The following is a 25,267-nucleotide window of genomic DNA, read 5'->3' as shown; positions in this document are numbered from 1 at the left end:
AACACATAACGGTTTCGATAGTTTCGGGGGAGTGTTTCGACGGGTCGGTGGTGGGTGGCCGACACGCTGTCCTCAACTCGCCGCGCCGGAACGGGTAGTTCCCCACACAACTTTCACAGCTGTGACTATGAACGTTACCTGTGAGGAACTTAGTCTTCCCGCGTCATGGACTACTGCCACCCCTGCCGACGACACCTGAATGGCGCTCTCGCCTGCCCGGGCTGCGGCGCAACAGCCGAACCGCCGCGCGCGACGACGCCCGCGTACCCGGATGAGACCGACGCGCGCCCTGAAGGGGGCGCGGACGACTCGTACGAGGGCGAGGACGACGGCGAGGCCGGGTACGACGATGAGGCCGGGTACGACGATGAGGGCGAGGATGAGCCTCAGGGACGTGCCGCCCGGCGGCGGAACAAGGGCCGCGGGGGACGGGCCGCCGTCGAGGAGACCGGCCCGGTCGGCCCGGCGGCGAGCCGTCGCGACCGCAAGGCCGCCGCACACCGACGCCGCCGACGCCGGATCCTGCTCATCACGGCCGCCGCCCTGCTCGCGGCGGGCGGTCTGAGCCTGGCGGAACTGGGCATAGACGCGCCCGGCTCGGATTCCAAGCCCGCGGTGGCCGGGGACGCGTCGGCGGAGGGCGGGGCCTCGGAGGAGGCCGGCGGGACGGCGGAACCCCTGGAGGACGCCTCGGACGCGGCCACGGCATCGAGCTCGGCCTCGCCGTCCGCCTCGGATTCCCCCTCGCCTTCGGAGTCCTCGAAGGAGACGGGGGACGAGAAGGACGACAGGGACAAGGACAGCCAGTCGGGCACGATCAGCACGGCGCCGGGCACGTCCACGTCGACGGCGAGCTCGGGGGCGTCCAGCACGCCGTCTTCGGACCCGACCTCGGAACCTACGGCTGATCCGACGCCGTCGGAGACTTGCACGCGGTTCCTGTGGTGGTGCAGCTGATCGAACGAATGCGGCCTCTGCTCCGTCGGTGTCATGAGACCGGCGATGGATGAGGGGACGTATCGATGAAGACTGCACGGGTGCTGCTGATGGCTGCCACCGCCATGGTGTCCAGCGGCTGCGGGCTGCTGAGCGCGGGCGGTGAGAGCTCGGCGTCCTGTGCGTTCGTGGTCGAGTACGAGGACCGCAGATACCACGACGTCAGCGTCACCGATTTCACGGTCGGGGAAGAGCTCGGCACCGCCGTCCGTCCGGCGTGTGACGACACGGGCGACTCCGTCGACAACGGCATGCCGGAGACCACGACGACCGTCTACGCGGTCGAGGGGCTGGACCCCGACATCGCTGTCGCGGTGGGGGACGCGCCCGCTGACGCGATCTTCGTCTCCGTCGACGGTTCCGGTGGCGGGTTGCCGCCCGAGGTGCAGGAGCTGAAGGCCGCCGACGGCTCGTGACGGAGGGGCGTCCGGGGGTGTTCCTGGGGTGTTCCGGGGGTGCTACGCCCCCGGTTCCAGCATCCGCGTCAGCAAATCCCGCAAAGCCAGTCGCTCCGCGTCCGACAGCCCCGCGAGGGGCTCGCGGGCGAAGCGGAGTGACTCTCGTAGGCTGCGGGCCACCCGTCGGCCGTCGTCTGTCGCCGCCGCCAGTTTCACCCGTCGGTCGGTGGGGTCCGGGCGGCGCTCCACGAGTCCTCGGGACTCCAGGCGGTCCACGATCCCGGTCACGTTCGACGGCTCGCACTTCAGCTTCTGCGCCAGCTTCCGCATCGGCAGCGGCTCCAGCGACAGCAGGCTCAGCAGCCGCGCCTGCGCGCCGGTGAGCGTGTGCTCGGCGGCGGCGTCCTCGTAGTCCTCGTAGAAACGGGCCACGACGTCGCCGATCAGCTCGACCACTTCCATGGTCAGGGCGTCGGGGTGGCGGGTCTTCTGTGGAGTGGCCATGGGCTCCAGCGTACCCCTTTACTTGACAACATGAAATATTCAGGAGCATTGTTGTTTCAGGTAGTGAAGTAAAAACGCCTGAAGTTAAAGACGCCTGAAGTAAATGCGAGAGGTTCTGTCATGATCAACCGCGAGTGGCACCTGCTCAGCCGTCCCGTCGGCTGGCCCAAGCCCGAGGACTTCGCCCTGGTCGAGGCCGAGGTGAAGCAGCCGGCCGAGGGTCAGGTGCTCGTGCGGAACCTGTACCTGTCCGTGGACCCGTACATGCGCGGCCGGATGAGCGCCGCCAAGTCGTACGTCGCCCCCTTCGAGCTCGGCAAGGCCATGCAGGGCGGTGCCGTCGGCGAGGTCGTCGCCTCCAACGCCGAGGGCCTTTCCGTCGGCGACCACGTACTGCACTTCGGTGGCTGGCGCGAGTACGCCACCTTCGACGCCGCGCAGGCCGTCAAGGTCGATGCCTCGGCCGCGCCCCTGTCGACTTACCTCGGCGTACTCGGCATGACCGGCCTCACCGCCTATGCCGGCCTCCTCCGCACCGCCTCCTTCAAGGAAGGCGACTCCGTCTTCGTGTCCGGCGCCGCCGGTGCCGTCGGCAGCCAGGTCGGCCAGATCGCCAAGCTCAAGGGCGCCTCGCGGGTCATCGGCTCCGCCGGGTCCGACGAGAAGGTCAAGCTGCTTGTCGAGGAGTACGGGTTCAACGCGGCGTTCAACTACAAGAACGGGTCGGTGAGTTCGCAGCTGCGTGAGGCTGCGCCGGATGGGGTTGACGTCTACTTCGACAACGTCGGTGGTGATCACCTGGAGGCGGCTATCGGCTCGCTCAATCTTCACGGGCGCATTGCGATCTGCGGCATGATCTCCGTCTACAACAGCACCGAGCCGGTGCCCGGGCCGAAGAACCTTGCCCGTCTTATTGCGACGCGGGGTCGGATTGAGGGCCTTCTGGTTGGCGACCACTACGACCTGCAGTCGCAGTTCGTTCAGGAGGTCGGGCCGTGGGTTGCTTCCGGGGAGCTGAAGTACCGGGAGACCGTTGTCGAGGGGATTGAGAACAACCTGGAGGCGTTCTTCGGGGTGCTGCGGGGGGACAACGTTGGGAAGATGATCGTCAAGTTGTAGTTTGGGGGGCTTTGTTGGGGGATGGGTGTAGTGCGCCGGGGTTGTGGGGTGCTGGGTGCAGTGTGCCGGTGCTGAGTAGGCGCCCTCGCGCGCACCTCCTTTGGTTCGGTCGCCTTCGGGGCGCTTCAAGCCGGTGTCGAGAGCACGACCGTGCTCGGCGCTGCGCGCCTCCGCGCTCGCACTCTCGACACCGGCGCGCCCCTACGGCTCCCTCTCGGCCGACGCGTGGGGACAGTGGGCCTTGGTGGGCCCTTGCCCTCTCTTGAGGGTCAACTCGCCAGCGCTGCCCTGTGTACGGCCCTGACCAACTGGTCGTTCTCCTTTGCCGCCCCGCCCGGGAAGGCGAAACGGCGTCGGGTGTAGCCGTAGGCCAGGCCGCTGCGGGGGTCGGCGAAGGCCTGGCAGCCGCCGGCGCCGCTGTGGCCGAACGAACCGGCGCCCAGGAACGGGTAGTGGGTGTCGGCGACCGCCTGGAAGCCGAGGCCGAACGACTTGTGCTCCCGGGCCACCAGGTCGTAGCCGACGGAATGGAACTGGCCGAACTCCGCCACCGTGTCCGGCTTCAGCAGCGGCGCCTTGTCGTCCACCTCGCTGATCGCCGCCGCGTACATCCCGGCGAGCCCGCGCGCCGATGCCACCCCGCCGATCGACGCCTGACCCTTGGCACGGATCGCGCGCACGTTGGGAATCGTTTCGAGGTCGGTCGGATCCGCTGTGTGGCGGTTGAAGGCGATCGAGGCGAGGCTGTGGGGTCCCCGGGGAAGCGCGTCGAGCAGGGCCTGCTCGTCCGGGGTCGGGGCCATCGGCTGGGCCGTCCGGAAGAGGTGCTCCAGGGCGTCGGACAGGCCCAGGTGGAAGCCCAGGCCGTACGGGGCGCGGATTCGCTCCTCGTACACCTCCTGGAGCGTACGGCCGGTTGCGCGTCTTACGACCTCGCCGGTGAGCGCGCCGATGACGTAGGCGTGATAGCCGAACGCCGTGCCGGGGCGCCAGAACGGGCGCTGGTCGGCGAGGCGTTCGGCGACCAGACGGTCGTCGGCGAGTTCGTCGAGTGTGAAGCCGGAGTCCGTCCCGATCAGGCCCGCCCGGTGCGCGATCAGCTCGCGCAGGGTCAGCGCGCCCTTGCCCTCGGCCGCGAACTCCGGCCAGTAGTACGTCACTTTGCGGTCGAGTTCGAGCGTGCCGTCCTGGACGAGGAGAGCGACCACCAGATGGGCGGCGCCCTTCGTGGACGAGTACACGCCGTAGAGGGAGTCGGCGTCGCCGCCGCCCGCCCACAGGTCGACGACCCGGCGGCCGTGGACGTACGCGCTCAACTGGCCCTCGTAGTCGGGGTTTTCGCCCGCCACAAACGTGGCGAACTCCTCACGCACCTCCTCGAATCCCTCGGCGACCGTGCCGTGGACGGTGATCTCCTGCGTCATCCGCTCTCCCTCAGCTTGCGTGTGCCATTGTGAACAACGCCCGTCCGACCTGCGGGAATTCACCCTTCGGGTGATCCCTGAAGAGGGGCTCGGTGCCGAACAGAACGGCGTGCGGGCCGCTCACCACCGCGGCCTGACCGGCGGCTGCCGTGGGGCCCCCGGTGCCGTCCTCCAGGGCCCGCCAATGTCCGGAGACCAGTGGGTTCCCGGTTGCGTACGACTGGTCCACCCGGACGTCCGGTCCGAGGTCCGTGAACCAGACCGGCGCGTAGACGAAGCTGTGGTTCGGGGTGGCGGGGCCGGTGACGGTGCCATTCCAATTCACCACACTCACCACGCCGTTGGCGTCCCCGTTGCCCTCGACCGGCTTGGCGGTCAGCAGCCCGGCCGCCGAGTTGAGAGCCGCGCCGGTCGCTCCTCGGCCGACCAGGCCCCGGTCGGCGAGGAACGTGTCGAGGGTGGTGCGGGCGGTGGGGGTGAGGTCGGTGTAGTCCAGGCCTGCCGACACGAACAGTGCGTCGGCCGTCGACCAGTCGAAGCCCGCGTTGAGAATCGCCGTCGAGACCGGCGTGACCTCGAAGTTCATTTCACGGAGTGCGAACAGCTCGCCGGCCGTGGCTGCCGCCGCCACGCGAACGCGGTGCAGTGCTGTCGTGCCGGTGAGGGTTGTCGCGTCGAACGACACGTCGTACGTCCGCGCGGCCGTGGCCGCTTTCGCCCGCGCCGACGCCGGCACGATCGCACTGCCGTCTGCGGCCTGTCGTACCGAAACTCCTTGCTGGAGCAGTGAGTTGAGCGCCGCGATTTCCTGCGGGTCGTCCAGGCGGAGGCGCAGGGTGCCGTGCGGGGCTACGTAGCCGACGTCGGCGGCCGCGTGGATGGTGCGCAGGGGTAGCCCGGCGAGTCCTCCGCCGGTCGTCGTCACGGGCTCGACCTCGGCTCCCCAGAGGCGACCCAGGCTCCAGCCCGAGATGTCGTACATCACCGAGACCTTGTCGCTGATGTCGGTCCCGTCGGCGAGCAGCACGTTCGCCAGGCCCCGCTTGGACTGGTGCATGTCGATGACGTACGAGCCCTTCGCGTACGACCGTCCGCCGAGCCGGAATGCCGCGCCTGCGCGGGTGACTTGGACGTCGTTGGCGAGGAGGTGGTCGACAAGGCGGGCGGCGGCCGTGGCGGTGGAGGTGGAGCGGTGGGCGGCCGGGATGACGTAGGCGCGGGGGAAGGTGGTGGTGTAGACGTCCTCCGGGCCGATGCCCGGGACCCCAGGGACGGTCTCCTCCGAGACCGGTACCTGCTCGGCGCCCGCCGCCCCGCGTCGGAAGACCTCGATCTGGTCGGCGATGAGTGAAGTGCGGTTCGTCTGGACGTAGTTGAGGGTGGCGGTGAGGGCGGCCCCGGCTACATCCACGTTGATGGCTGAGCGGCGGCGCAGCTCGGTCTCCGGCAGGGTGTTGTACGCGGCGTTGTTCACCGTCATCGGGATCTCGACGGTGTGCGCGGCGACCGTGCCGTGGAAGGCGGCGTACTGCGGGGTGAAGATCGGGGGCCAGTCGTCCCAGCCCTCGTCGGTGTCGCGGAAGGGGATCTGGGCGGGCTCGACGCCGTCCTTCTCGGGGGTGTAGCCGAGGCCGTTGACGGCGGCCTCCATGCCGAGGGCGTTGGCGTAGGTGTTCTTGAGGAAGAGGTCGTACTCGTAGTTCTCGCCGTGCGGCGGGGTCGTCGGCTCGATGAGGGTGCCGTTGACGTAGCCGTGCAGGTCGAGCATGACCGCCGGCTGCTTGTCGATCATGATCTGTCGCATCGCGCGCACCTCGGGCTGCGAGGCGGTGACGAAGTCCCGGTTCATGTCGAAGCCGTTGGCGTTGGTGCGGGTACCGGCGATACGGCCGTCGGGATTGGCGGTGACGTTGAAGTAGAGGCGGGAGTGCGCGAGGAGGTCCTTGGTCTTTCCGTCCTTCGCGGTCGCGAGCCGCTCGATCAGCTTCAGGGAGGCGTCGGTGCCCTCCCACTCGTTGCCGTGGATGTTGTTGTTGAAGAAGACGGGTGCTTTGTAACTGCTTTTGATTTCAGGGGACTTGGCGGCCACGGCGGGTGCGCTCTCGATCAGCTTCCGCATCCGCTCCTGGGCGCGGGTCTGGCGGGCGCTCTCCGGGGCGGTGACGGTGACGAGGTAGAGCCGGTGCCCGCCGGCGGAGGTGCCTGCGACCTCGACGCTCACCCGGTCGCCAAGGGCCTGGAGGGCGTTGAGCTTCGGCGCGATCGCGTAGTACGGGGTGAGGCCGAGCTTGATGGACTTGTCGGCCGGGTTCTCCGGTTCGGGGGTCAGGACCTGCTCGCGGGGATAGCCGCGGCTGGAGTCGGCGGCCGAGAGGTCGGTGACGGGGGCGGTGAGGGAGCGTTGGGCTGCACTGCCGGGAGTCCTTGCGGCCGTCCGTTGGTCGAGGGCGGAGCCTTCCCGGGTGACGGGCTTCGAGTCCGCGCCGGCGGTGTGTGGTCCGGCGAGGAGCAGTGAACCTGCCGTGGACAGGGCGAGGGCGGCGATCAGTACAGGTCTCGCAGGTTTCGCAGGTTTCGCAGGGACGGTTCTCGTGATGCGACGCACGCGTACCTCCTCGGGCTTCCAGAGATCGGTACGGCGAGGTGTACCTGTTCGACTCAACAGCAACAAGAGGGCGTTGGTGTCGCCGATGCCCCGGATGGCCCATGCGGACGGGCGGGACGGGGCATGCTGAAGTCGGGTCCGGCAGCGGTGCGCGCAGGGCAGGCCCTGAGTCGAGGAGAGCCCATGGCAACGATTCCTTCACTCCCCAGCAGGGACGACATGCTGCGCATGGCACGCAGCACGACCGACATCACCGGCCAACTTCTGGACACGGCCGGGAACATCACCAAGATCGCGATCAATACCTTTGATCCAAGGGACGGTTCGGGGGCGGAGGTGCTTCGCGTCCTTCGTGAGACGACTGCTGAGCTGGCGGAGGCAAGTGCGTCGCCGCAGGCCCAGGAGGCCTTCTATCGCATCGTCGACACCCTCACCCGGCTCGGCACCAGCGGGGCCCCGCTGGCGGTGCACCCGGTGAGCGAACCGGCGCAGGTGCTGCTCGCGGCGCTGAGCGACAGCCTGCTTCCGGTGCTGGACGCGGTGGAGCCGGCGGTGGAGGAATTCGCGGAGGCGCTCGGGGAGTTGGTGGATGCGACGTCGCCGTTGTTGCCGGCGGGCGCCGGTGTGGCGGCGGGTGTGCTGCTTGCCCTGACCCCCGTGATCAGGGTCGCCGCGGAGGTGTTGCGTGACGCGTCCCCGGAGCTGCGCCGCATCGCCGACGCGCTGACGGCCGCGCTGGCACCCCTGATGCCCCTCCAAGTGGCCCTGGCGGAACGCGCCGCCGCCGCGGGCGCGGGCCTGGTCCGGGCGACCCTGCCCCCGCTGGCCGACCTCACGGAGGCGGCAGCGGCGGCGACGAAGGCCGCCCGGCCGATGCTCATCGCGGGGGAGGAGATGCTGGTGGCGGGCCTGGAACACCTCCAACCCCTGCTGCTGGCGGCCGCGTTCCGTGCGGGGCGTGTGGCGCGTGGGGCGGCGGTACGGGTGTCGGCGGCGGTGAATCCGGCGGCGGACCGGGGAGTGGTGGTGGCGGTGACACCGGCGTAGCGACCCCCGGTAAAGTTCCGGCCATGGGCGATCTTGGCAAGGGTTTCGGCTACCTCCTGCAGGGCCAACGCTGGGTGACCCGGCACGGCAAGCAGTACGGCTTCGGCCTGCTGCCCGGCGTCATCACCCTCGTGCTGTACGCGGCGGCGCTGACGGCTCTGGCCCTCTGGGGCACGGACGTCGTGGCCTGGGCAACGCCCTTCGCCGACAACTGGTCGAGCCCTTGGCCGGGCCTGTTCCGCGGCTTCCTCGCGGCCGTACTGTTCGCGCTCGCTCTGCTCCTCTCGGTGGTGACCTTCACGGCGGTAACGCTCCTGATAGGCCAACCCTTCTACGAGAACCTCTCGGAGAAGGTCGACCGTGACGTCTCCGCCGACGGCACGGCCCCCGAGTCCGGCCTCCCCCTCTGGCGCGAACTGCTGATCTCGGCCCGCGACAGCCTCCGCATCGTCATCCGCGCCGCCTTGTGGGGCGTACTCCTCTTCGCCTGCGGCTTCATCCCCGTCGCCGGCCAGACGGTCGTCCCGGCGATCGGCTTCCTCGTCACTGGCTTCTTCCTCACCGAGGAACTCACGGCGGTGGCCCTGCAGCGCCGCCGAGTCGAACTCCGCGACCGTCTCACGCTCCTCCGCTCCCGCAAGCCCCTGATCTGGGGCTTCGGCACCCCGCTGGCACTGGCCTTCGTGGTCCCGTTCGTCGCGGTGTTCCTGATGCCGGGGGCGGTGGCGGGGGCGACGCTGATGGCGCGGGATCTGTTGGGTGAGGGGACGGCGGGGGACGAGGACGAGGATGAGGACGAGCGGGCAGTGGCCTCTGAGTGAGGTGGGGCCTCTTGACGCCGGTCCAGGTAACTTCAGCCCGTCTGGGGGCACAGCCCCCAGAGGCGACGGCTACCCCAACTCCGGGCTCGCATCGACGGCCACCGTCAGAATCGCCCTCACCTGCCCGATGATGTCCAGCCGGTTCTGCACGAACGCGGGATCGGTCACCGCCCCCGTAGCCGGATCGGTGTTCCCGGCCCCGAACTGCAGCACAGGCGTATGCACATGCCCACCCGGCAGGGTGTCCCGCAGCCCCAGCCGATCCCGCAACAGCGTCGCCCGATAGGCGATCTCGTTGGAGAGGTAGTTCCCGCCACCCCCCGCCCGAGCCGTAGACCCGTCGGTAGGCCCGTCCGCCCGCACCACGGCCTCCGTACCGCCCGCCGGAATCTCGGTCACGGCGGTGTTGTCGTACACGGGGAACCGCCCGGTACCAGCCGCGACAATCTCCTTGTACGGCAAGGTCGTCGACGTCCACTGCGGCTGCGAGGCCGGATCGGCGACCGGGATCGTCTCCGTCCTGCCGATGTTGTCGTTGTCCGGGAACCCGCCCCGCCAGGCCCCGTTGGTCCGCTCGACGTCGAACCGGCCCACCCGCCCCTGACTCACGGTCGCGAACAGATCGACCCGCGGCAGATACGGCCGCAACGTCCGCTCCACCGTCCCCTCCGCGAAGTCCTGCCAACGCACAGGGAAAACAGCCGTCTCGACACGCGCCGGCCCCTCCGCCGTCTCGATCACCGTGCCGTCGAGCGCGAGCGCGGTCGCCCCGGACGGGTTGGAGATCCGAATGTCCCGATCGAGAGTGAACGGATCGAACCCGGTGACGAGAATCCGCTTGACCCCCTTCTCATGCCGATACCGAATATCGGTCTGCCCACGAGAGGTCCGCTCCAACTCGCCGATCAGCGAGGCCCGTTGCGCATCACCAAGCCCGAACCCCGGCTCCCATCCCCGCACTTCCCGAGTCATCCCCAGCCGAGCCCAGTACAACGGCCGATCATCATCCCGACTCAGATCCCCAACATCCGGCCCCCGCCCCTGCGCCCGAGCCACAGCCCGCCGCCACAACGCCGCCCCCTCCCGTACGACGACCCGCCGGGCCTGCGCATAGGACCGCGCCGCCCCGAGCGCTCGCGCGAACTCCGGTGCCACGGCGTCGAATCCGGACCGCCGAAGAATCTCCTGCGGCACGGCTTTGTCGAGCCGCAGCTCCTCGACGGTCGGAGCGGGTGCCGCCTCGGCGGCGGTCGCGGTCGTCGGGGCCGTGAGGCTCGTCAGCAGGGCCAGTCCGAGGAGGCCGATGTGAACACGTATGGATTTCAAGGAAGTTCAGGTCCTTCCGTCGCCGTGGGGAGCGTGCTGCGGACGGCGGCAGTATCGCGTGACGGGAGTGGTCTACGCCATAGGGTGTGACTCCTGAGAGATCCGCACGGCCGCGCCCCGCAAAGGGCGCGGGGCTGTGTCGATATACGGCTCCGCCGCGTGGGCGCGGCCGGCCCCCACCGGGCCCGCAGACGAACCGCCTATCCAGCGGAGCGCTTGCGCTTCCCGGGGTCCTCGCCCAGCAGTGCCAGAAAGTCCCGGAACGCCCCCGGCATGTCCACCGACTCCGGGTCCAGGAGCCACTGGTACTGCAAGCCGTCCATCACCGCCACCAGCAGGGGAGCGGTGCGTTCGGGGGTGAGCCCGTTCGGGAGGTGTTCGCCGTACTCGGCGCGCAGGACAGCCGCCATGCTCGCCCGCACGCGCGCGTACCGCTCCGTGAAGTACCCGCGCGCGGGATGCCCCTCCGTGACGCTCTCCCCGAGCAGGGCGGAGAAGGTCTGGATGATGCCGGGCCGCATGGCGTTGTACTCGACGAGCGAGGCGAGCAGGTCCACCCGCCAGGTCGTGCCGGCCGGCACCGCGTCCCACTGGTCGCGCTCCTCCAGCACGGCCACGAGCAGCGCGTCCTTCGTCGGGAAGTAGTGCAGCAGCCCCTGCTGGGTCAGCCCGACCCGCTCGGCGACCGCGGCCAGACTCGCACCCCGGTAACCGCGCTCGGCGATCACCTCCAGGGCGGCCCGCACGATCTCCCCGCGGCGTTCCTCGCTCCTGGTGGTCCTGGTCGTCATGCCGTCACCGTACGACACCCCAGAACTATCCGATCACCTCAAATATTACGGCCATATAACGAAACCTACCGCCCTACAGGCAATCCATGCAGGATGGAGGCACCGAACGGAATCAGTAACGGTCTCAATGAGGAGGCACCGCGATGGCGGGAACCCATGAAGCAGTCGTCGAGGCCGCCCTCGGCAAGCTCGACCTGGACGCCAAGGCGCGGCTGCTCGCCGGGCAGGACATGTGGTCCCTGCCCGCGCTGCCCGAGATCGGTCTGAAGTCCCTCGTCATGTCCGACGGCCCGATCGGTGTCCGCGGTGTGCACTGGACCGCCGACGACCCCTCCATCGCCCTGCCGTCCCCGACCGCGCTCGCCGCCACCTGGGACCCGGCCCTCGCCCGCCGCGCCGGCACGCTCCTCGCCCAGGAGGCCCGCCGCAAGGGCGTCCACGTCCTGCTCGCGCCCACCGTCAACCTGCACCGTTCCCCGCTCGGCGGCCGCCACTTCGAGGCCTACAGCGAGGACCCGTACCTCACCGGACAGATCGGCTCCGGTTATGTGAGCGGCGTACAGGAAGGCGGCGTCGGTACCACCGTCAAGCACTTCGTCGCCAACGACGCCGAGACCGACCGCTTCACGGTGGACAACCTGGTCTCCGAACGCGCCCTGCGCGAGCTGTACTTGGCCCCCTTCGAGATCATCGTCGAGAACGCCCACCCCTGGGGCATCATGACCGCCTACAACACGGTCAACGGCACGACGATGACCGAGCACCACTACCTGGTGAACGAGATCCTGCGCGGCGAATGGGGCTTCGACGGCTACAACGTCTCCGACTGGATGGCCGCCCGCTCCACCAAGGGCGCCATCGAGGGCGGCCTCGACGTCGCCATGCCCGGCCCCAAGACCGTGTACGGCGAGGACCTCGCCGCCGCCGTACGGGCCGGTGAAGTCGCCGAGTCCACGGTCGACGACGCCGTACGCAACGTCCTGCGCCTCGCCGCCCGCGTCGGCATCCTGGAGGGCGCCGAGCCCGCCGTCACCGACCTCCCCGCCACCGTCGACGGCGAGGCCCTGGCCCGCGAGATCGCCCGCCGCGCCTTCGTGCTGGTCCGCAACCAGGGCACCCTTCCCCTGCCCCCGAACCGCACGGTCGCCCTCATCGGCGCCGCCGCCCGCGACGCCCGTGTCCTCGGCGGCGGCTCCGCGACCGTCTTCCCGTCCCGCGTCGTCTCCCCGCTGGACGGCCTCACCGCCGCCCTCCCCGAGGGCACCCTCACCTACGCCGTCGGCGCCGACCCGAACACCGAACTCGCCGTCGCCGACAAGGGATTCGAGCTGCGAGCCGTCTGCCGCGACGCCGACGGCACCGTCATCGGCACCGCCTCCGCACCCAACGGCCAGATCCAGTGGATGGGTTCGGACCTCCCCGAGGGCGTCACCCACGACAACCTCCACACCGTCGAACTGACCGGCACCTTCACCCCGCGCGACACCGGCCCGCACACCTTCGGCATCAAGGGCCTCGGCGCCTTCGAGCTGACGGTCGGCGGCACGACGTACTTCGACGACGTCCAGCGCAGCGAGAAGGACGACCCCTTCGTCTCCTTCTTCGGCGCCCCCGTGCCCCGCGCCCAGGCCGAACTGACCGCCGGCGAACCGGTCGACGTCTCCCTCACCTACGTCGTCGTCCTCCCCGAGGACGTCCCGATGAAGGTCGTGGGGTTCTCCCTCGCCCACCAGGAGCCGCAGCGCGACCCCGACGAACTCATCGCCGAGGCCGTCGAGGCTGCCCGCGCCGCCGACACCGCGGTCGTCGTGGTCGCCACCACCGACCGCGTCGAGTCGGAGGGCTTCGACCGCGAGGACCTACTACTGCCAGGCCGCCAGGACGAACTGGTCCACGCCGTCGCCGCCGCCAACCCGAACACCGTCGTGATCGTCAACTCCGGCTCCCCGGTCGAACTCCCGTGGCGCGACGAGGTCGCGGCCGTGCTGCTGAGCTGGTTCCCCGGCCAGGAGGGGGGCGCGGCCCTCGCCGACGTCCTCACCGGCGCCCACGAGCCCGGCGGCCGCCTCCCCACCACCTGGGGCTCCCTCACCGACGCCCCGGTCACCCAGGTCGTCCCGGCCGACGGCGAACTCCCGTACACCGAGGACGTGTTCATCGGCTACCGCGCCTGGGAGAAGGAGGGCCGCAGCCCGTCGTACGCCTTCGGACACGGCCTCGGCTACACCGACTGGACGTACGAGTCGATCGACGTCGAAAGTGATGGGGCGACCGTCACCGTGCGGCTCCGCAACTCCGGTGAGCGCGCCGGCCGCGAGGTCGTCCAGGTCTACCTGGCGCCGACCGAGGCCGACCCGGTCCGCCCCGCCCGCCGGCTGGCCGCCTTCGCCGGCGTCGAGGCCGGTCCCGGTGAGAGCGTCGCCGTCACCGTCGAACTCCCGCGCCGCGCTTTCGAGGTCTGGGACGAGACGACGAGCGGCTGGGTATTTGTGAAGGGTTCGTACGAGATCGAGGCGGGGCGCTCTATCGCCGACCGCCGCGTCACCGCGACGATTAACGTCTGATCAGGGCCAAGCCCTCATGAGCAGCCCCGGTCCGGGCCCTGACACCCGGACCGGGGCTATATCTCTGTCTGGCGGCTACATCGCTACCTGGCGGAGAAGCCGTACACCGTCTCCGACCGGTACACCCCGCCGGGACCCAGCTCCGTCGTCGGGAACTCCGGCCGGTTCGGGGAGTCCGGGAAGTGCTGTGTCTCCAGCGCGATGCCGTCGCCCGGTGCGAACGGGGCGCTCAGATGGTCGGCGGTGTAGAGCTGGATGCCGGGCTCGGTCGTCGACACCGTCAGTACCCGCCCGGACGCCGGGTCGTGCAGCTCGGCGATCTCCACGGGGTCCGGCGTCACGCCCTTGTCGAGCACGAAGTTGTGGTCGTAACCGGAACCGATCTTCCGCCCCGCCCGGAAGTCGAAGCGCGTGTCCGCCACCTCGTCCACCACCCCGGTGGGAATCAGCTCGGCGTCGACCGGCGTGAACCGGGAGGCGGCCAGCCGCAGTTCATGACCGCCCGCGCTGCCGCTGCCGACACCGCTCAGATTGAAGTAGCTGTGGTTCGTCAGGTTCACCACGGTCGGCGCGTCTGTCACCGCCTCGTACGCGATCCGCAGCGCCCCGCCCTCGTCCAGCGTGTAGGTCGCGGAGACCTCAAGGCGGCCCGGGAACCCCTCCTCGCCGTGCGGGCTGACCCTGCTGAGCCGCACACCGTGCGCGACCGGCTCCACGTCCCACACCTGCTTGTCGAAGCCGCGCTCGCCCCCGTGCAGGGAGTTCGGCCCGTTGTTCCGCGCCAGCGCGTACGTCCGCCCGTCCAGTGGGAACCGGCCGCCCGCGATCCGGTTCGCGTACCGCCCCACCAGCGCCCCCAGGTACGGCTCGGGATGCGCGAGATAGCCGTCGAGATCCGCGAACCCCAGCACCACGTTCACGGCATGCCCGGCACGGTCCGGGACCTCGACGGACTGCACGATCCCGCCGTACGACAGGATCCGCACCCGCAGGCCCGACCGCTCCAGCGTCCAGCGGTGGACCGGCGTGCCGTCGGAAACTGTCCCGAAAAGTTCGCTCATGATCGAAACTCTAGATCACGGCTTCTTCCCCGCAACCGCCCGATAGGCGATCTCCGCCAGCCGCGCCTGACCGTTCTTGCTCGGATGGAACCAGTCCCAGTGACTCAACTGGTCGGTCCCGAACCGGTACTCGTACACCGCGCCCCCGTCGAAGCGGCACCACCGGTCCTTCGCGCAGACCTCTTCCAGCACGTCGTTGTACGCCCGCACCCGGTCCTGCACCGTGTCACGCCGCAGGTTGGCCGCCGTGTCCATGGCGTCCGGGTCGCTCAGCATCGACGGGCAGATGCCCAGCTTCCACACTTCCTTGCTCATCCGGTTCGTGCGCCCCTGCGACCACAGCCGCTTCAGATCGGGCACGCTCGCGACGTACACCTGCGTCTTCGGCGAAGCCTCCCGCAGCGTGCTCATCGCGTCCTCGAACCCGGCCCGGAAGTCCGCGACGGAGGTCATCGCGTCGGTCGTCTTCCGGCACGCGTCGTTCGCCCCCGCCATCACCGTCACCAGCGCCGGCTTCCGCATCGCGGCCTGTGCCATCTGACCGGCCAGATCCGCCATCCGCGCCCCGGTCACCGCGTAGTTCCAGCTCCGCGTCGCCGCCTTCGCCGTCCCCAGCAGCCGTACGGCGAGACTGTCGACCTGCGTGCTGCTGCCCGTAGCCCAGGACACCTCGGGGCAGTCGGCCAGGACGGTGCAAGCGTCGAAGCCGCGTGTAATGGAGTCGCCCACCGCAGCAATGGAGGCCGGACTGGTGTCCCACGCCGCTGTGGGTGTCGCGGACGGCGTCGCCTTCGGCGCCCCGGCGCCCGACGGCGCGGGGGAATCGCCCCCCACGGCGTCACAGCCGGCGGCGCCCAGAACGGCCGCGATGACGACGGCGACAACGGCCCGCGAACGGTGGCTTCGCTTCCGCATCCCCTGGAGATCCCCTCGATCGTCGATCAGATGCAACGGTTCACACCCGTACTAGCGTCCTGCTGGGTGAATGGCGGGCGTTTCATGGCAGTGGGACCGACGGTACGTCACACTCCTTGCGCCGCCGCACGGTAGCCTCGCCATCAACGTGGCTGCCCTGCAACCGCCGCCCAGCCCGTAAGCAAGATGTCCCGCTCTGTCCGGAGGTTCCGGTGACGACACGTGGAGTTCTGTACGTGCACTCCGCGCCGCGCGCGCTGTGCCCGCATGTCGAGTGGGCCGTCGCCGGGGTGCTCGGCACACGCGTCAACCTCGACTGGATCCGACAGCCCGCGGCCCCCGGCACCTGGCGCTCCGAGTTCTCCTTCAAGGGCGAGGTCGGCACCGCCTCCAAACTGGCGTCGGCACTGCGGGGCTGGCACCTCCTCCGCTTCGAGGTAACGGCGGAACCCTGCCCCACAGCCGAGGGCGAACGCTACAGCTGCACCCCCGACCTGGGCATCTTCCACGCGGTAACCGGAATCCACGGCGACATCCTGATCCCGGAGGACCGCCTCAGGGCCGCCCTGATCCGCTCCCAGCGAGGAGAAACGGACCTGGAGGCGGAATTGTCCAAACTCCTGGGCAAGCCATGGGACGACGAGCTGGAACCTTTCAGGTACGCGGGAGAAGGCGCACCGGTGCGCTGGCTCCACCAGGTGGTCTGAAACGCCCTGAGGGGCAACTCCCTAAGGGGCGCGGGGAACTGCGCGACCAGCCCCCACCGCCCCGCAGACGACAAACGACGTGTGGCCCGCCCCCAACCCGGGGTGCGGGCCACACGCCGTTCAAAAATCAGACCGTACGGAACGCCAGCACCACGTTGTGCCCACCAAACCCGAACGAGTCGTTCAGAGCAGCGATCCGCCCCTCGACCGGCAGCTTGCGAGCCTCCCCGCGAACAACATCCGCGTTGGCCTCGGCCTCAGGGTCGAGGTTCTCGACGTTGATGGTCGGCGGCGCCACCCGGTGATACAGGGCAAGCACGGTGGCGACGGACTCGACACCACCCGCACCACCCAGCAGATGCCCGGTCATCGACTTCGTACCGGACACCGCGAAGTGATCCGTGTCGTCGCCGAACACCTTCCGCAGAGCCTTCAGCTCGGCCACGTCACCGGCCGGCGTAGACGTCGCGTGCGCGTTGACGTGCATGATCTCCGCCGGGTCCAGGTCGGTGTTGTCGAGCAGGTTCTGCAGGGCGTGCGCGATGCCACGCCCCTCCGGCTCCGGCTGCACGATGTCGTGGCCGTCGGCGGAGATACCCTGCCCGACCGCCTCGGCGTACACCCGCGCACCGCGCGCCGCGGCGTGCTCGGCGGACTCCAGGACGACGACGCCGGCGCCCTCGCCGAGGACGAAGCCGTCCCGGGCGGTGTCGTAGGGACGCGAGGCACCCTGCGGGTTCTCGTTGTTCTTGGACATCGCCATCATGTTGCCGAACGCGGCGATGGGCAGCGGATGGATCGCCGCCTCCGTACCACCGGCGACGACGACGTCGGCGCGACCGGTGCGGATCATCTCGATGGCGTAGCCGATGGCCTCGGCGCCCGAGGCGCACGCGGAGACCGGCGTGTGCACGCCCGCGCGGGCGCCCACGAGCAGACCCACGTTGGCGGACGGGCCGTTCGGCATGAGCATGGGGACGGTGTGCGGGGAGACGCGGCGTACGCCCTTCTCCTTGAGCACGTCGTACTGGTCGAGCAGGGTCGTCACGCCGCCGATGCCGGAGGCGATGACCGCGCCGAGCCGGTCGGGGTCGACGGACTCGTCCTCGCCCGCCCTGCCGGTGTAACCGGCGTCCGCCCAGGCCTCCTTGGCCGCGATCAGCGCGAACTGCGCCGAGCGGTCGAGGCGGCGGGCCTGCGGCCGAGGAATGACCTCGCTCGGCTCCACGGCGACCGGCGCCGCGATACGGACGGCCTGTTCGGCCGCCCACTCCTGCTCCAGGGGCTTGACACCGGAACGTCCGGCGATCAGACCCTCCCAGGTAGAGGCTGCGTCGCCACCCAGCGGTGTGGTTGCGCCGATACCGGTGACGACCACGGTGCGATTGGTCGAGTTCACGGGAATTCTTTCTCCAACGGATACGAGGAGGACAACCCCCGCGTAGGCGGGGACAACGGCGCCACCGCCGGGTGGCGGGGCCTTGCAGTGGGGTTGAGTGCCTAGGCGGCGGCTCAGCCCTGGTTCTTGAGGATGTAGTCGGTCGCGTCGCCGACCGTCTTGAGGTTCTTGACGTCCTCGTCGGGGATCTTGACGTCGAAGCGCTCTTCGGCGGCGACGACGACCTCGACCATGGACAGGGAGTCGACGTCCAGGTCGTCGGTGAAGGACTTGTCCAGCTGGACGTCCTCGACCGGGATGCCGGCGATCTCGTTGACGATGTCGGCGAGACCGGCGACGATCTCTTCCTGAGTGGCGGCCATGTCAGGCGCTCCTTCTTAGTGATCCAGAGGGTGTGGCGGTTGAATCCCGCACCGGACCGTGTGGATCCGGCACGGAGTGCCTAGGGGAGGGTAACGACCGTCGCGGCGTAGACGAGACCCGCCCCGAAGCCGATGACGAGCGCGGTGTCGCCGCTCTTCGCCTCGCCGGTCGCCAGGAGCCGCTCCATAGCAAGCGGAATCGAGGCGGCCGAGGTGTTGCCGGTGGTGCGTACGTCACGCGCGACCGTGACGTGCTCCGGCAGTTTCAGCGTCTTCACCATCGAGTCGATGATCCGCTCGTTGGCCTGGTGCGGAATGAAGACGTCCAGGTCGTTCGCGGTGATCCCGGCCGCTTCCAGCGCCTGCTGGGCGACCTTCGCCATCTCGAACACGGCCCAGCGGAACACCGCCTGGCCCTCCTGCGTGATCGCAGGGAACTTGACGTTGCCCTCGCTGTCGAGCGGGAGCGTCGTAGCGTCTCCGGCGTGCAGCTCGTCCCACGGCACGGTCTGCTTGATCGTCTCGGACTTGTCGCCCTCGGAACCCCACACGGTCGGGCCGATGTGCGGCTCCTGCGAGGGGCCGACCACGACGGCGCCGGCGCCGTCACCGAAGAGGAAGGCCGTCGCGCGGTCCTCCAGGTCGGTCAGGTCGGACAGTCGCTCGACGCCGATGACGAGGACGTACTCCGCGCTGCCCTCGACGATCATGCCCTTGGCGAGGGTGAGGCCGTAGCCGAAGCCCGCGCAGCCGGCCGAGATGTCGAAGGCGGCGGCCTTGTTCGTGCCGAGCTTGTCGGCGATCTCGGTCGCGACGGCCGGGGTCTGCTTGAAGTGCGAGACCGTCGAGACGATGACGCCGCCGATCTGCTCGGCGGAGATCCCCGCGTCGGCGATCGCCTTGCCGGACGCCTCGATCGACATCGCGGCCACGGTCTCCTCGTCGGAGGCCCAGTGCCTGGTCTCGATGCCGGAGCGCGAACGGATCCACTCGTCGGACGAGTCGATCTTCTCGAGGATCACCTCGTTCGGCACGACCCGGACGGGGCGGTAACCGCCCACGCCGAGGATGCGTGCGTACGGGGCGCCCTTGCTGGGCTTGATCTTCGACATGTTCGTACGGCTCCTTAAGGCGTCAGGCTTGAGCGTGCTCGGCGATGAGCGCGCGGGCCGCGTCGAGGTCGTCGGGGGTCTTCAGGGCCAGCGTCTTGACACCGGGCAGCGCGCGCTTGGCGAGGCCGGTCAGCGTGCCGCCGGGGCAGACCTCCAGGAGGGCGGTGACGCCGAGCTCCTTGAAGGTCTCCATGCACAGGTCCCAGCGGACCGGGTTGGCGACCTGGCCGACGAGCCGCTCCAGCACCTCGGCGCCGGTCGCGACGGCCTTGCCGTCCTTGTTCGAGACATACGTCAGCGTGGGGTCGGCCGGCGTCAGACCGGAGGCCGCCTTGGCCAGGGTGTCGACCGCGGGAGCCATGTGGTGCGTGTGGAAGGCACCGGCCACCTTCAGCGGGACGACCTTGCGGACACCCTCGGGCTTGTCCTCGTTCAGGACGGCGAGCTGCTCCATGGTGCCGGCGGCCACGATCTGGCCCGCGCCGTTCACGTTCGCCGCGGTCAGCCCCAGCTTCGCCAGATGTGCGACGGACACCTCGGGGTCGCCGCCCAGCAGCGCCGACATCCCGGTCTCGGTCACGGCGGCGGCCTCGGCCATGGCCAGGCCACGGGTGCGTACGAGGGTCAGCGCGGCCGTGTCGTCGAGGACACCGGCGAAGGTCGCGGCGGTGATCTCACCGACGCTGTGGCCCGCGACGGCGCCGGGCGCGACATCAGCGATGTCACCGAGTGCCGCGGCCGACAGGATTCCGGCCGCGACCAGCAGCGGCTGGGCGACAGCGGTGTCCCGGATCGCGTCCGCGTCGGCCTGGGTGCCGTAGTGGGCGAGGTCCAGGCCGATGGCGTCGGACCACGCGGCGACGCGGTCCGCGGCACCGGAGAGTTCGAGCCAGGGGGTCAGGAAGCCGGGCGTCTGGGCGCCCTGGCCGGGAGCGACGAGTACGAGCACTCTCACACTCTCTCTTGGGGACGGCCACGGCCGCCCGTGGGGACAGGGACGAAGAACACGAAGGGGTTTTGTGGGGCCCCGACAAAAGACTAGGTCTGGAGATCTCCATCGGCCAGACGCCCCAGGATCAGCGCGATGCGCAACGTGAACGCCGAACGTACATCAGAGGGCGACCAACCGGTGACGTCAGTCACACGTCGCAGCCGGTAGCGCACGGTGTTGGGATGGACGAACAGCATCCGGGCGGCGCCTTCGAGACTGCTCGCCTGTTCGAGATAGACGGAGAGCGTCTCCAGAAGCGCGGACCCGGCCTCCTCCAGCGGTCTGTAGATCTCCTCCACCAGCTGCTCACGCGCGTTCGGATCACCGGCGATCGCGCGCTCCGGCAGCACATCGTCCGCCAGCACCGGCCGCGGGGCGTCCTGCCAGGCAGAACACGCCTTCATCCCGGCCGCGGCGGCCTGCGCGGAACGGGTCGCGGCAAGCAGATCCGGCACGATCGGTCCGGCTACGACCGGCCCCGCCGCGTACGGCCCGATCAGCGACTTGGCCACGGCGAGGGGATTGTCGCTGCCGCCCGCGATGACGACGAGCCGGTCCCCGAGCACCCCCGTGAGCACCTGGAGCTTGGCGTGCCGGGCGGCCCGCCGGATCGCCTCCACCGTCAACTCGGAGTCACCGTCCGGCGCGGTTCCCAACACCACGCACACATGCTCGGGCGAACTCCAGCCAAGAGCGGCGGCCCGGCTCACGGCACCCTCGTCGGCCTCCCCGCTGAGCACGGCGTTCACGACCAGGGACTCAAGGCGCGCGTCCCAGGCACCGCGTGCCTCGGCGGCCTGCGCGTACACCTGGGCGGTCGCGAAGGCGATCTCACGGGCGTAGACGAGAAGGGCCTCGCGCAGCACGTTCTCGTCACCGGGCGCCGCGACCTCGTCGATCGCGCTCTCCATCACCTCGATGGTGGTCCGCACCATCTCGACGGTCTGGCGGAGGGTGATCGCCCTGGTCAGCTCACGGGGAGCGGTCCCGAAGACGTCCGTGGAGATGGCCTGGGGCGCGTCGGGGTGCCGGAACCACTCGGTGAACGCGGCGATACCGGCCTGCGCGACCAGCCCGATCCAGGAACGGTTCTCCGGGGGCATGGCCCGGTACCACGGCAACGTCTCGTCCATGCGCGCGATGGCCTGGGCGGCGAGACTGCCGGAGGACTTCTCCAGCCGCTTCAGGGTCGCGATGTGCGCGTGCGGGGTTTGCGCTGCTGGTTTTGTGTTGCTGGGTTCGGGTTCGGGCACAGGGACAAGACTGCCTTATTGGGTGGGGCGGGCGCCTCTAGGGGTTGTGCCGAGTGCAGTGTGCCGGTGTTGAGGGGTGCTGGGTGCAGTGTGCCGGGGTTGTGGGGTGCTGGGTGCAGTGTGCCGGTGCTGAGTAGGCGCCCTCGCGCGCGCACCTCCTTTGGTTCGGTCGCCTTCGGGGCGCTTCAAGCCGGTGTCGAGAGCACGACCGTGCTCGGCGCTGCGCGCCTCCGCGCGCTCGCACTCTCGACACCGGCGCGCCCCTACGGCTCCCTCTCGGCCGGCGCGTGGGGACAGTGGGGGTTGGTGGGCCCGCAACCCCCGCCGGTGGGGGCGGGTTGGTGTCCGGCAGGGCTACCGTGGGGTTTGTGATGGACGTACGGCGTGCCGAAGCTCGCTATCGCGGAGGGGACCCGGGCAGCGGGATCGAGTCCTGGCATGCCTTCTCCTTCGGGCCGCATTACGACCCGGACAACCTGCGCTTCGGTGCGGTCATCGCCTGTAACGAGGAGCGGCTTGCTCCCGGTGCCGGCTTTGACGAGCACCCCCACAGCCACACCGAGATCGTCACCTGGGTGGTCGACGGGGAGCTGACCCACCGGGACTCCACGGGGCAGGAGACGGTGGTGCGCGCCGGTGATGTGCAGCGGCTCAGTTCGGCGGCCGGTGTCCGGCACGTCGAGCGCAACGACGGCGAGAGTCCTCTCACCTTCGTCCAGACGTGGCTGGCCCCCCTCGAACCCGGCGGCGAACCGGCGTACGAGATCGTCCACGGCATCGCCGACTCCACCCCGTACGCCGTTCCGGAGGCCGGCGCGATGCTCCATGTGCGGCGGCTGGCGGCGGGGGAGCGGACTGCGGTGCCGGATGCGTCGAATGTGTACGTCCATGTCGTGCGGGGTGAAGTGCGGCTGGGCGCCGAGAAGTTGGGGCCGGGTGACGCGGCGAGGATCACGGCCGCGAAGGACGTGGAGGCGGTAGGAGTGACGGAGGCTGAGCTGCTGATCTGGGAGATGGCCTAGCCGCGGACCTCGGCCAGCACCGCGTCCGTGAAGGGCGGCCATGCCTCCGCCGCCCACGGCCCGAACGCCCGGTCCGTCAGGGCGACGCACGCGAGCCCCGCGTCGGGGTCGATCCACACGAACGTACCCGACTGCCCGAAGTGTCCGAACGTCCGAGGTGAGGACGAACTCCCCGTCCAGTGCGGGGACTTGGAGTCGCGGATCTCGAAGCCGAGGCCCCAGTCGTTGGGGTTCTGGTGGCCGTAGCCCGGCAGGACGCCCTTCGTGCCCGGGTACTGGACGGTCATCGCCTCCGCGACCGTACGGGGGTCGAGGAGGCGGGGGGCCTGGACCTCGGCCGCGAACCGCAGCAGGTCCTCGACCGTCGAGACGCCGTCCTTCGCCGGGGAGCCCTCAAGGGTCGTCGACGTCATCCCCAGCGGCTCCAGCACCGCCTGCCGCAGATACTCGGCGAAGGGGATCTCCGTGGCCTTCGCGATGTGGTCCCCGAGTTGCTCGAAACCCGCGTTGGAGTACAGCCGCCGCTCGCCGGGCGCCGCCGTGACGCGGTGTTCGTCGAAGGCCAGGCCGGAGGTGTGGGCGAGTAGATGACGGACCGTCGACCCGGGCGGCCCGGCCGGCTCGTCGAACTCGATCGCCCCCTCCTCGTACGCGACGAGGGCGGCGTACGCCGTGAGCGGCTTGGTGACCGAGGCCAGCGGGAAGCGCCGCCCGACCGGCCCGTGGGTCCCCAGGACCGTGCCGTCGGCCCGCACGACACCCGCCGCGGCGGTGGGAACCGGCCAGTTCTCGATCAACACCAAGCTCTTCAAGGACAAGGACATGCCGTCGAGACTATGTGGCTCAGAGCTGCAGCCGCATCGAGGGGTCCGGCTTTCGGACGAAGCCCAGGGACGCGTACAGCGGCTCGGCCTCGGCGGACGCGTTGAGGTCGACCTGGGCCGCGCCCCGCTCCCGGAACCACTCCAGGAGCGATTCCATGCACGCGCGTGCGTACCCGCGACGCCGGGCGCCCGGATCCGTCGCGACGCTGAAGACGTACCCGATCCGCCCGTGCGGATTCCCGGCCCGCCCGATCCGGTAGTCCAGCGTCCCGGCCACGAGCGCGGCGAGGTCTCCCGGCCGCTCAGGATGATCGACGACGAACGCGACGAAGTCCCCGTCCGGGTCGGACAGCCTCTTGCGTACGGTGGGCAGCGACTCGGAGTGCCACCGGTCCGAGGTGTCCGCCCCGGCCATGGAGTCGATCATCACCTGGCGCAGGCGCAGCACTTCTTGGGCGTCATCGGGAGTGGCACGGCGTACGAGACTCATGGCCCGCACGCTAATCAGCCGGGGCGTCTCGCGTCCTGCCTATTTCTTACCGGTTCCGCTTGCCTGGAGTGCACTCCAAGGTCATAGCGTGGAGACCATGACGGTGATGGAGACCACGGCCGAGACCACCGAGACCAACAGCTGCGCCGCACCGCGCCAGGGGGCCAGGCGTCCGGACGGCCAGGACCAGTACACGATCAGCGAGGTCGTCGCCCTCACCGGCCTGACCGCGCACACCCTGCGCTGGTACGAGCGCATCGGCCTGATGCCACACATCGACCGCTCCCACACCGGCCAGCGCCGCTACAGCAACCGTGATCTGGACTGGCTGGGCCTGGTCGGCAAGCTCCGCCTCACGGGCATGCCGGTAGCCGACATGGTCCGCTACGCGGAGCTGGTGCGGGAGGGCGACAACACCTACACGGAGCGCTTCGAGCTGTTGGAGGCAACCCGCCGAGACGTACGAGCCCGCATCGCAGAACTCCAGGACACGCTGGCGGTACTAGACGGCAAGATCGCCTTCTACGCGGACGCGGGAAGGGCCTTGGCATCAGAGCGGCACTGATAGCGGGCAGTAGGGCAGCTGACCTTAGGGGCGCGGGGAACTGCGCGACCAGCCCCCACCGGCCTGCACCCGACGAACAACCTCAAAGCTCCGCCAACAACTCGGCCTTCTTCACAGAGAACTCCTCATCAGTCACCAGCCCAGCCTGATGCAGTTCCCCAAGATGCCGAATCCGCTCGGCGATATCGGCAGGATCCCGCCGAGCCCCGCCGGCAGGCACGGCGGCTACCGGCCCGCTGGCCCGAACCGCCGCCAGCACAGCCGCCGCGAACGGCAACGACTCATGCACCGGCCCATATCCGAGCCCGAACACAACGGCCGCAGGATCCTGATCCGCCTGAGCCGGCTGCTCGACAGAAGACTCGCGACGCAACAGCCGTAGATGCCCCTCAAAGACCTCGGGCGACCGCCACTCGACCCCACTCAGATCGGCGACCGGAAAGTTCTGGTCGCCGGCCTTCCACTTCGCCGAAGACGCCCCCGTCCAGAACCACCGGAACGACACGGCACGCCCGTCGAAGGACGCCTTCGCGTCGTACGCCTTGAAGGCCCGGGGCGCCTCGGGCGCGGCCACGAGATATTGCTCGGCGGGCCCGGACTCGGTGAGCAGGGGCCGTAGTTCGTCGGCGTAGTACTCGGCGAGGGTCTCCTTGTCGGCGGGCAGCACCAGCCGGTACGGGTCGGACCCGTCCTTGAGCTGCCCGGCGGCGGCTTCCATGAGCGGATCGGCACCCGGCCTCGGCACGGCGTGCAGGACGACGGTCCCGCGCTTGCCCGGCGTCAGCGTCACACCCTCGATCGCCGCCAGCGGCACCCGGCGTTCGCCGAGTACCTGGAACAGCTTGGGTGTTCGAATGCCACGTTCGTAGCGGATGAGCACGGAGTCGGACTCGAACTCCCAGGCAGCATGAAATCCGGCCAGTACGTCACCCATGCGGCTCATCGTATGCGGCACGAGCTTCTACGTCCCC

The 25,267-nt window shown here is 69.7% G+C and carries 24 protein-coding genes; 9 read left to right on the top strand and 15 right to left on the bottom strand.

The features are described from left to right. The first annotated feature begins 165 nt into the window (after positions 1 to 165). Positions 166 to 957: an SCO2400 family protein gene (locus AC5DRG_RS16180; protein WP_491811201.1), complete on the top strand. Its 792-nt coding sequence runs from the start codon at positions 166 to 168 to the stop codon at positions 955 to 957. 65 nt (positions 958 to 1,022) lie between these two features. Beyond that, the gene (locus tag AC5DRG_RS16175) at positions 1,023 to 1,412 is read left to right on the top strand and encodes a DUF6281 family protein (RefSeq protein WP_491811200.1); all 390 of its coding nucleotides are present in this window, start codon (positions 1,023 to 1,025) and stop codon (positions 1,410 to 1,412) included. Positions 1,413 to 1,454: 42 nt separating this feature from the next. Here the strand turns inward: AC5DRG_RS16175 and AC5DRG_RS16170 are convergent, their stop codons facing one another. Then, positions 1,455 to 1,898, bottom strand: a complete 444-nt coding sequence (locus AC5DRG_RS16170) for a MarR family winged helix-turn-helix transcriptional regulator (protein ID WP_491811199.1) — start codon at positions 1,896 to 1,898, stop codon at positions 1,455 to 1,457. Between the two features lie 120 nt (positions 1,899 to 2,018). On the opposite strand from AC5DRG_RS16170, the gene AC5DRG_RS16165 reads away from it, so the two are divergent. Then, the gene (locus AC5DRG_RS16165) at positions 2,019 to 3,017 is read left to right on the top strand and encodes an NADP-dependent oxidoreductase (protein WP_491811198.1); all 999 of its coding nucleotides are present in this window, start codon (positions 2,019 to 2,021) and stop codon (positions 3,015 to 3,017) included. 269 nt (positions 3,018 to 3,286) lie between these two features. Here AC5DRG_RS16165 and AC5DRG_RS16160 read toward each other — a convergent pair whose 3' ends face one another. Together AC5DRG_RS16160 and AC5DRG_RS16155 are read right to left on the bottom strand one after the other, a co-directional pair. Further along, positions 3,287 to 4,441, bottom strand: coding sequence for a serine hydrolase domain-containing protein (locus tag AC5DRG_RS16160; protein ID WP_491811197.1), 1,155 nt, complete (start codon positions 4,439 to 4,441; stop codon positions 3,287 to 3,289). 10 nt (positions 4,442 to 4,451) lie between these two features. Further along, the gene (locus AC5DRG_RS16155) at positions 4,452 to 7,046 is read right to left on the bottom strand and encodes a M14 family zinc carboxypeptidase (protein ID WP_491811196.1); all 2,595 of its coding nucleotides are present in this window, start codon (positions 7,044 to 7,046) and stop codon (positions 4,452 to 4,454) included. Positions 7,047 to 7,229: 183 nt separating this feature from the next. Between AC5DRG_RS16155 and AC5DRG_RS16150 the strand changes: the two genes are divergently transcribed. Beyond that, entirely contained in the window at positions 7,230 to 8,093 is an 864-nt protein-coding gene (locus AC5DRG_RS16150) for a hypothetical protein (RefSeq protein ID WP_491811195.1), read from the top strand. A gap of 23 nt (positions 8,094 to 8,116) precedes the next feature. Beyond that, complete coding sequence (locus AC5DRG_RS16145; protein ID WP_491811194.1) at positions 8,117 to 8,914, top strand: EI24 domain-containing protein; 798 nt, start codon at positions 8,117 to 8,119, stop codon at positions 8,912 to 8,914. 69 nt (positions 8,915 to 8,983) lie between these two features. Here AC5DRG_RS16145 and AC5DRG_RS16140 read toward each other — a convergent pair whose 3' ends face one another. Together AC5DRG_RS16140 and AC5DRG_RS16135 are read right to left on the bottom strand one after the other, a co-directional pair. Beyond that, a complete protein-coding gene (locus AC5DRG_RS16140; protein ID WP_491811193.1) occupies positions 8,984 to 10,240 on the bottom strand; it encodes a pyroglutamyl-peptidase I in 1,257 nt (418 codons plus the stop codon). Between the two features lie 200 nt (positions 10,241 to 10,440). Then, entirely contained in the window at positions 10,441 to 11,049 is a 609-nt protein-coding gene (locus tag AC5DRG_RS16135; protein ID WP_491811192.1) for a TetR/AcrR family transcriptional regulator, read from the bottom strand. 125 nt (positions 11,050 to 11,174) lie between these two features. Between AC5DRG_RS16135 and AC5DRG_RS16130 the strand changes: the two genes are divergently transcribed. Further along, complete coding sequence (locus tag AC5DRG_RS16130) at positions 11,175 to 13,595, top strand: beta-glucosidase family protein (protein WP_491811191.1); 2,421 nt, start codon at positions 11,175 to 11,177, stop codon at positions 13,593 to 13,595. 83 nt (positions 13,596 to 13,678) lie between these two features. Here AC5DRG_RS16130 and AC5DRG_RS16125 read toward each other — a convergent pair whose 3' ends face one another. Both AC5DRG_RS16125 and AC5DRG_RS16120 read right to left on the bottom strand, forming a co-directional pair. Then, positions 13,679 to 14,656 (bottom strand): aldose epimerase family protein, encoded by a 978-nt coding sequence (locus AC5DRG_RS16125; protein WP_491811190.1) that lies wholly within the window; start codon positions 14,654 to 14,656, stop codon positions 13,679 to 13,681. 15 nt (positions 14,657 to 14,671) lie between these two features. Continuing rightward, positions 14,672 to 15,571: an SGNH/GDSL hydrolase family protein gene (locus AC5DRG_RS16120; protein WP_491811189.1), complete on the bottom strand. Its 900-nt coding sequence runs from the start codon at positions 15,569 to 15,571 to the stop codon at positions 14,672 to 14,674. A gap of 212 nt (positions 15,572 to 15,783) precedes the next feature. Between AC5DRG_RS16120 and AC5DRG_RS16115 the strand changes: the two genes are divergently transcribed. Beyond that, positions 15,784 to 16,278 carry a DUF3145 domain-containing protein gene (locus AC5DRG_RS16115; RefSeq protein WP_491811188.1) on the top strand — a complete coding sequence of 165 codons (495 nt, stop codon included), beginning with the start codon at positions 15,784 to 15,786 and terminating at the stop codon, positions 16,276 to 16,278. 127 nt (positions 16,279 to 16,405) lie between these two features. On the opposite strand, the gene AC5DRG_RS16110 is transcribed toward AC5DRG_RS16115, so the two are convergent. From AC5DRG_RS16110 to AC5DRG_RS16090, 5 genes are all read right to left on the bottom strand, one after another. Continuing rightward, a complete protein-coding gene (locus AC5DRG_RS16110; protein WP_491811187.1) occupies positions 16,406 to 17,677 on the bottom strand; it encodes a beta-ketoacyl-[acyl-carrier-protein] synthase family protein in 1,272 nt (423 codons plus the stop codon). Between the two features lie 113 nt (positions 17,678 to 17,790). Continuing rightward, positions 17,791 to 18,039, bottom strand: coding sequence for an acyl carrier protein (locus AC5DRG_RS16105; protein ID WP_019067091.1), 249 nt, complete (start codon positions 18,037 to 18,039; stop codon positions 17,791 to 17,793). 80 nt (positions 18,040 to 18,119) lie between these two features. Beyond that, on the bottom strand, positions 18,120 to 19,151 hold the full coding sequence (locus AC5DRG_RS16100) for a ketoacyl-ACP synthase III (RefSeq protein ID WP_491811186.1): 1,032 nt from the start codon (positions 19,149 to 19,151) through the stop codon (positions 18,120 to 18,122). 22 nt (positions 19,152 to 19,173) lie between these two features. Next, on the bottom strand, positions 19,174 to 20,100 hold the full coding sequence (locus tag AC5DRG_RS16095) for an ACP S-malonyltransferase (protein WP_491811185.1): 927 nt from the start codon (positions 20,098 to 20,100) through the stop codon (positions 19,174 to 19,176). 89 nt (positions 20,101 to 20,189) lie between these two features. Beyond that, on the bottom strand, positions 20,190 to 21,395 hold the full coding sequence (locus AC5DRG_RS16090) for a PucR family transcriptional regulator (protein WP_491811184.1): 1,206 nt from the start codon (positions 21,393 to 21,395) through the stop codon (positions 20,190 to 20,192). 371 nt (positions 21,396 to 21,766) lie between these two features. Here AC5DRG_RS16090 and AC5DRG_RS16085 point away from each other — a divergent pair, with 371 nt between their 5' ends. Beyond that, positions 21,767 to 22,417: a pirin family protein gene (locus AC5DRG_RS16085; RefSeq protein ID WP_491813057.1), complete on the top strand. Its 651-nt coding sequence runs from the start codon at positions 21,767 to 21,769 to the stop codon at positions 22,415 to 22,417. On the opposite strand, the gene AC5DRG_RS16080 is transcribed toward AC5DRG_RS16085, so the two are convergent. Further along, positions 22,414 to 23,235: a serine hydrolase domain-containing protein gene (locus AC5DRG_RS16080; protein ID WP_491813056.1), complete on the bottom strand. Its 822-nt coding sequence runs from the start codon at positions 23,233 to 23,235 to the stop codon at positions 22,414 to 22,416. The two genes, AC5DRG_RS16085 and AC5DRG_RS16080, sit on opposite strands and share 4 nt — an antisense overlap. A gap of 25 nt (positions 23,236 to 23,260) precedes the next feature. Beyond that, positions 23,261 to 23,731 (bottom strand): GNAT family N-acetyltransferase, encoded by a 471-nt coding sequence (locus AC5DRG_RS16075; protein ID WP_491811183.1) that lies wholly within the window; start codon positions 23,729 to 23,731, stop codon positions 23,261 to 23,263. 97 nt (positions 23,732 to 23,828) lie between these two features. Here AC5DRG_RS16075 and AC5DRG_RS16070 point away from each other — a divergent pair, with 97 nt between their 5' ends. Continuing rightward, positions 23,829 to 24,296: a MerR family transcriptional regulator gene (locus AC5DRG_RS16070; RefSeq protein ID WP_491813055.1), complete on the top strand. Its 468-nt coding sequence runs from the start codon at positions 23,829 to 23,831 to the stop codon at positions 24,294 to 24,296. Between the two features lie 82 nt (positions 24,297 to 24,378). Here the strand turns inward: AC5DRG_RS16070 and AC5DRG_RS16065 are convergent, their stop codons facing one another. Then, a complete protein-coding gene (locus tag AC5DRG_RS16065) occupies positions 24,379 to 25,239 on the bottom strand; it encodes a DUF4429 domain-containing protein (protein WP_491811182.1) in 861 nt (286 codons plus the stop codon). Between the last annotated feature and the right edge of the window lie 28 nt (positions 25,240 to 25,267).

The organism is Streptomyces sp. JLBG701, from assembly GCF_058544905.1.
This window is presented reverse-complemented; position numbering and strand designations above follow the sequence as displayed.

What these genes read in the sequence shown, in the direction of transcription:
- AC5DRG_RS16180 (WP_491811201.1), top strand. Translation starts at nt 166, where the DNA reads ATGGACTACTGCCACCCCTGCCGACGACACCTGAATGGCGCTCTCGCC.
- AC5DRG_RS16175 (WP_491811200.1), top strand. Translation starts at nt 1,023, where the DNA reads ATGAAGACTGCACGGGTGCTGCTGATGGCTGCCACCGCCATGGTGTCC.
- AC5DRG_RS16170 (WP_491811199.1), bottom strand. Translation starts at nt 1,898, where the DNA reads ATGGCCACTCCACAGAAGACCCGCCACCCCGACGCCCTGACCATGGAA.
- AC5DRG_RS16165 (WP_491811198.1), top strand. Translation starts at nt 2,019, where the DNA reads ATGATCAACCGCGAGTGGCACCTGCTCAGCCGTCCCGTCGGCTGGCCC.
- AC5DRG_RS16160 (WP_491811197.1), bottom strand. Translation starts at nt 4,441, where the DNA reads ATGACGCAGGAGATCACCGTCCACGGCACGGTCGCCGAGGGATTCGAG.
- AC5DRG_RS16150 (WP_491811195.1), top strand. Translation starts at nt 7,230, where the DNA reads ATGGCAACGATTCCTTCACTCCCCAGCAGGGACGACATGCTGCGCATG.
- AC5DRG_RS16145 (WP_491811194.1), top strand. Translation starts at nt 8,117, where the DNA reads ATGGGCGATCTTGGCAAGGGTTTCGGCTACCTCCTGCAGGGCCAACGC.
- AC5DRG_RS16130 (WP_491811191.1), top strand. Translation starts at nt 11,175, where the DNA reads ATGGCGGGAACCCATGAAGCAGTCGTCGAGGCCGCCCTCGGCAAGCTC.
- AC5DRG_RS16125 (WP_491811190.1), bottom strand. Translation starts at nt 14,656, where the DNA reads ATGAGCGAACTTTTCGGGACAGTTTCCGACGGCACGCCGGTCCACCGC.
- AC5DRG_RS16120 (WP_491811189.1), bottom strand. Translation starts at nt 15,571, where the DNA reads ATGCGGAAGCGAAGCCACCGTTCGCGGGCCGTTGTCGCCGTCGTCATC.
- AC5DRG_RS16105 (WP_019067091.1), bottom strand. Translation starts at nt 18,039, where the DNA reads ATGGCCGCCACTCAGGAAGAGATCGTCGCCGGTCTCGCCGACATCGTC.
- AC5DRG_RS16100 (WP_491811186.1), bottom strand. Translation starts at nt 19,151, where the DNA reads ATGTCGAAGATCAAGCCCAGCAAGGGCGCCCCGTACGCACGCATCCTC.
- AC5DRG_RS16085 (WP_491813057.1), top strand. Translation starts at nt 21,767, where the DNA reads ATGGACGTACGGCGTGCCGAAGCTCGCTATCGCGGAGGGGACCCGGGC.
- AC5DRG_RS16075 (WP_491811183.1), bottom strand. Translation starts at nt 23,731, where the DNA reads ATGAGTCTCGTACGCCGTGCCACTCCCGATGACGCCCAAGAAGTGCTG.
- AC5DRG_RS16070 (WP_491813055.1), top strand. Translation starts at nt 23,829, where the DNA reads ATGACGGTGATGGAGACCACGGCCGAGACCACCGAGACCAACAGCTGC.
- AC5DRG_RS16065 (WP_491811182.1), bottom strand. Translation starts at nt 25,239, where the DNA reads ATGAGCCGCATGGGTGACGTACTGGCCGGATTTCATGCTGCCTGGGAG.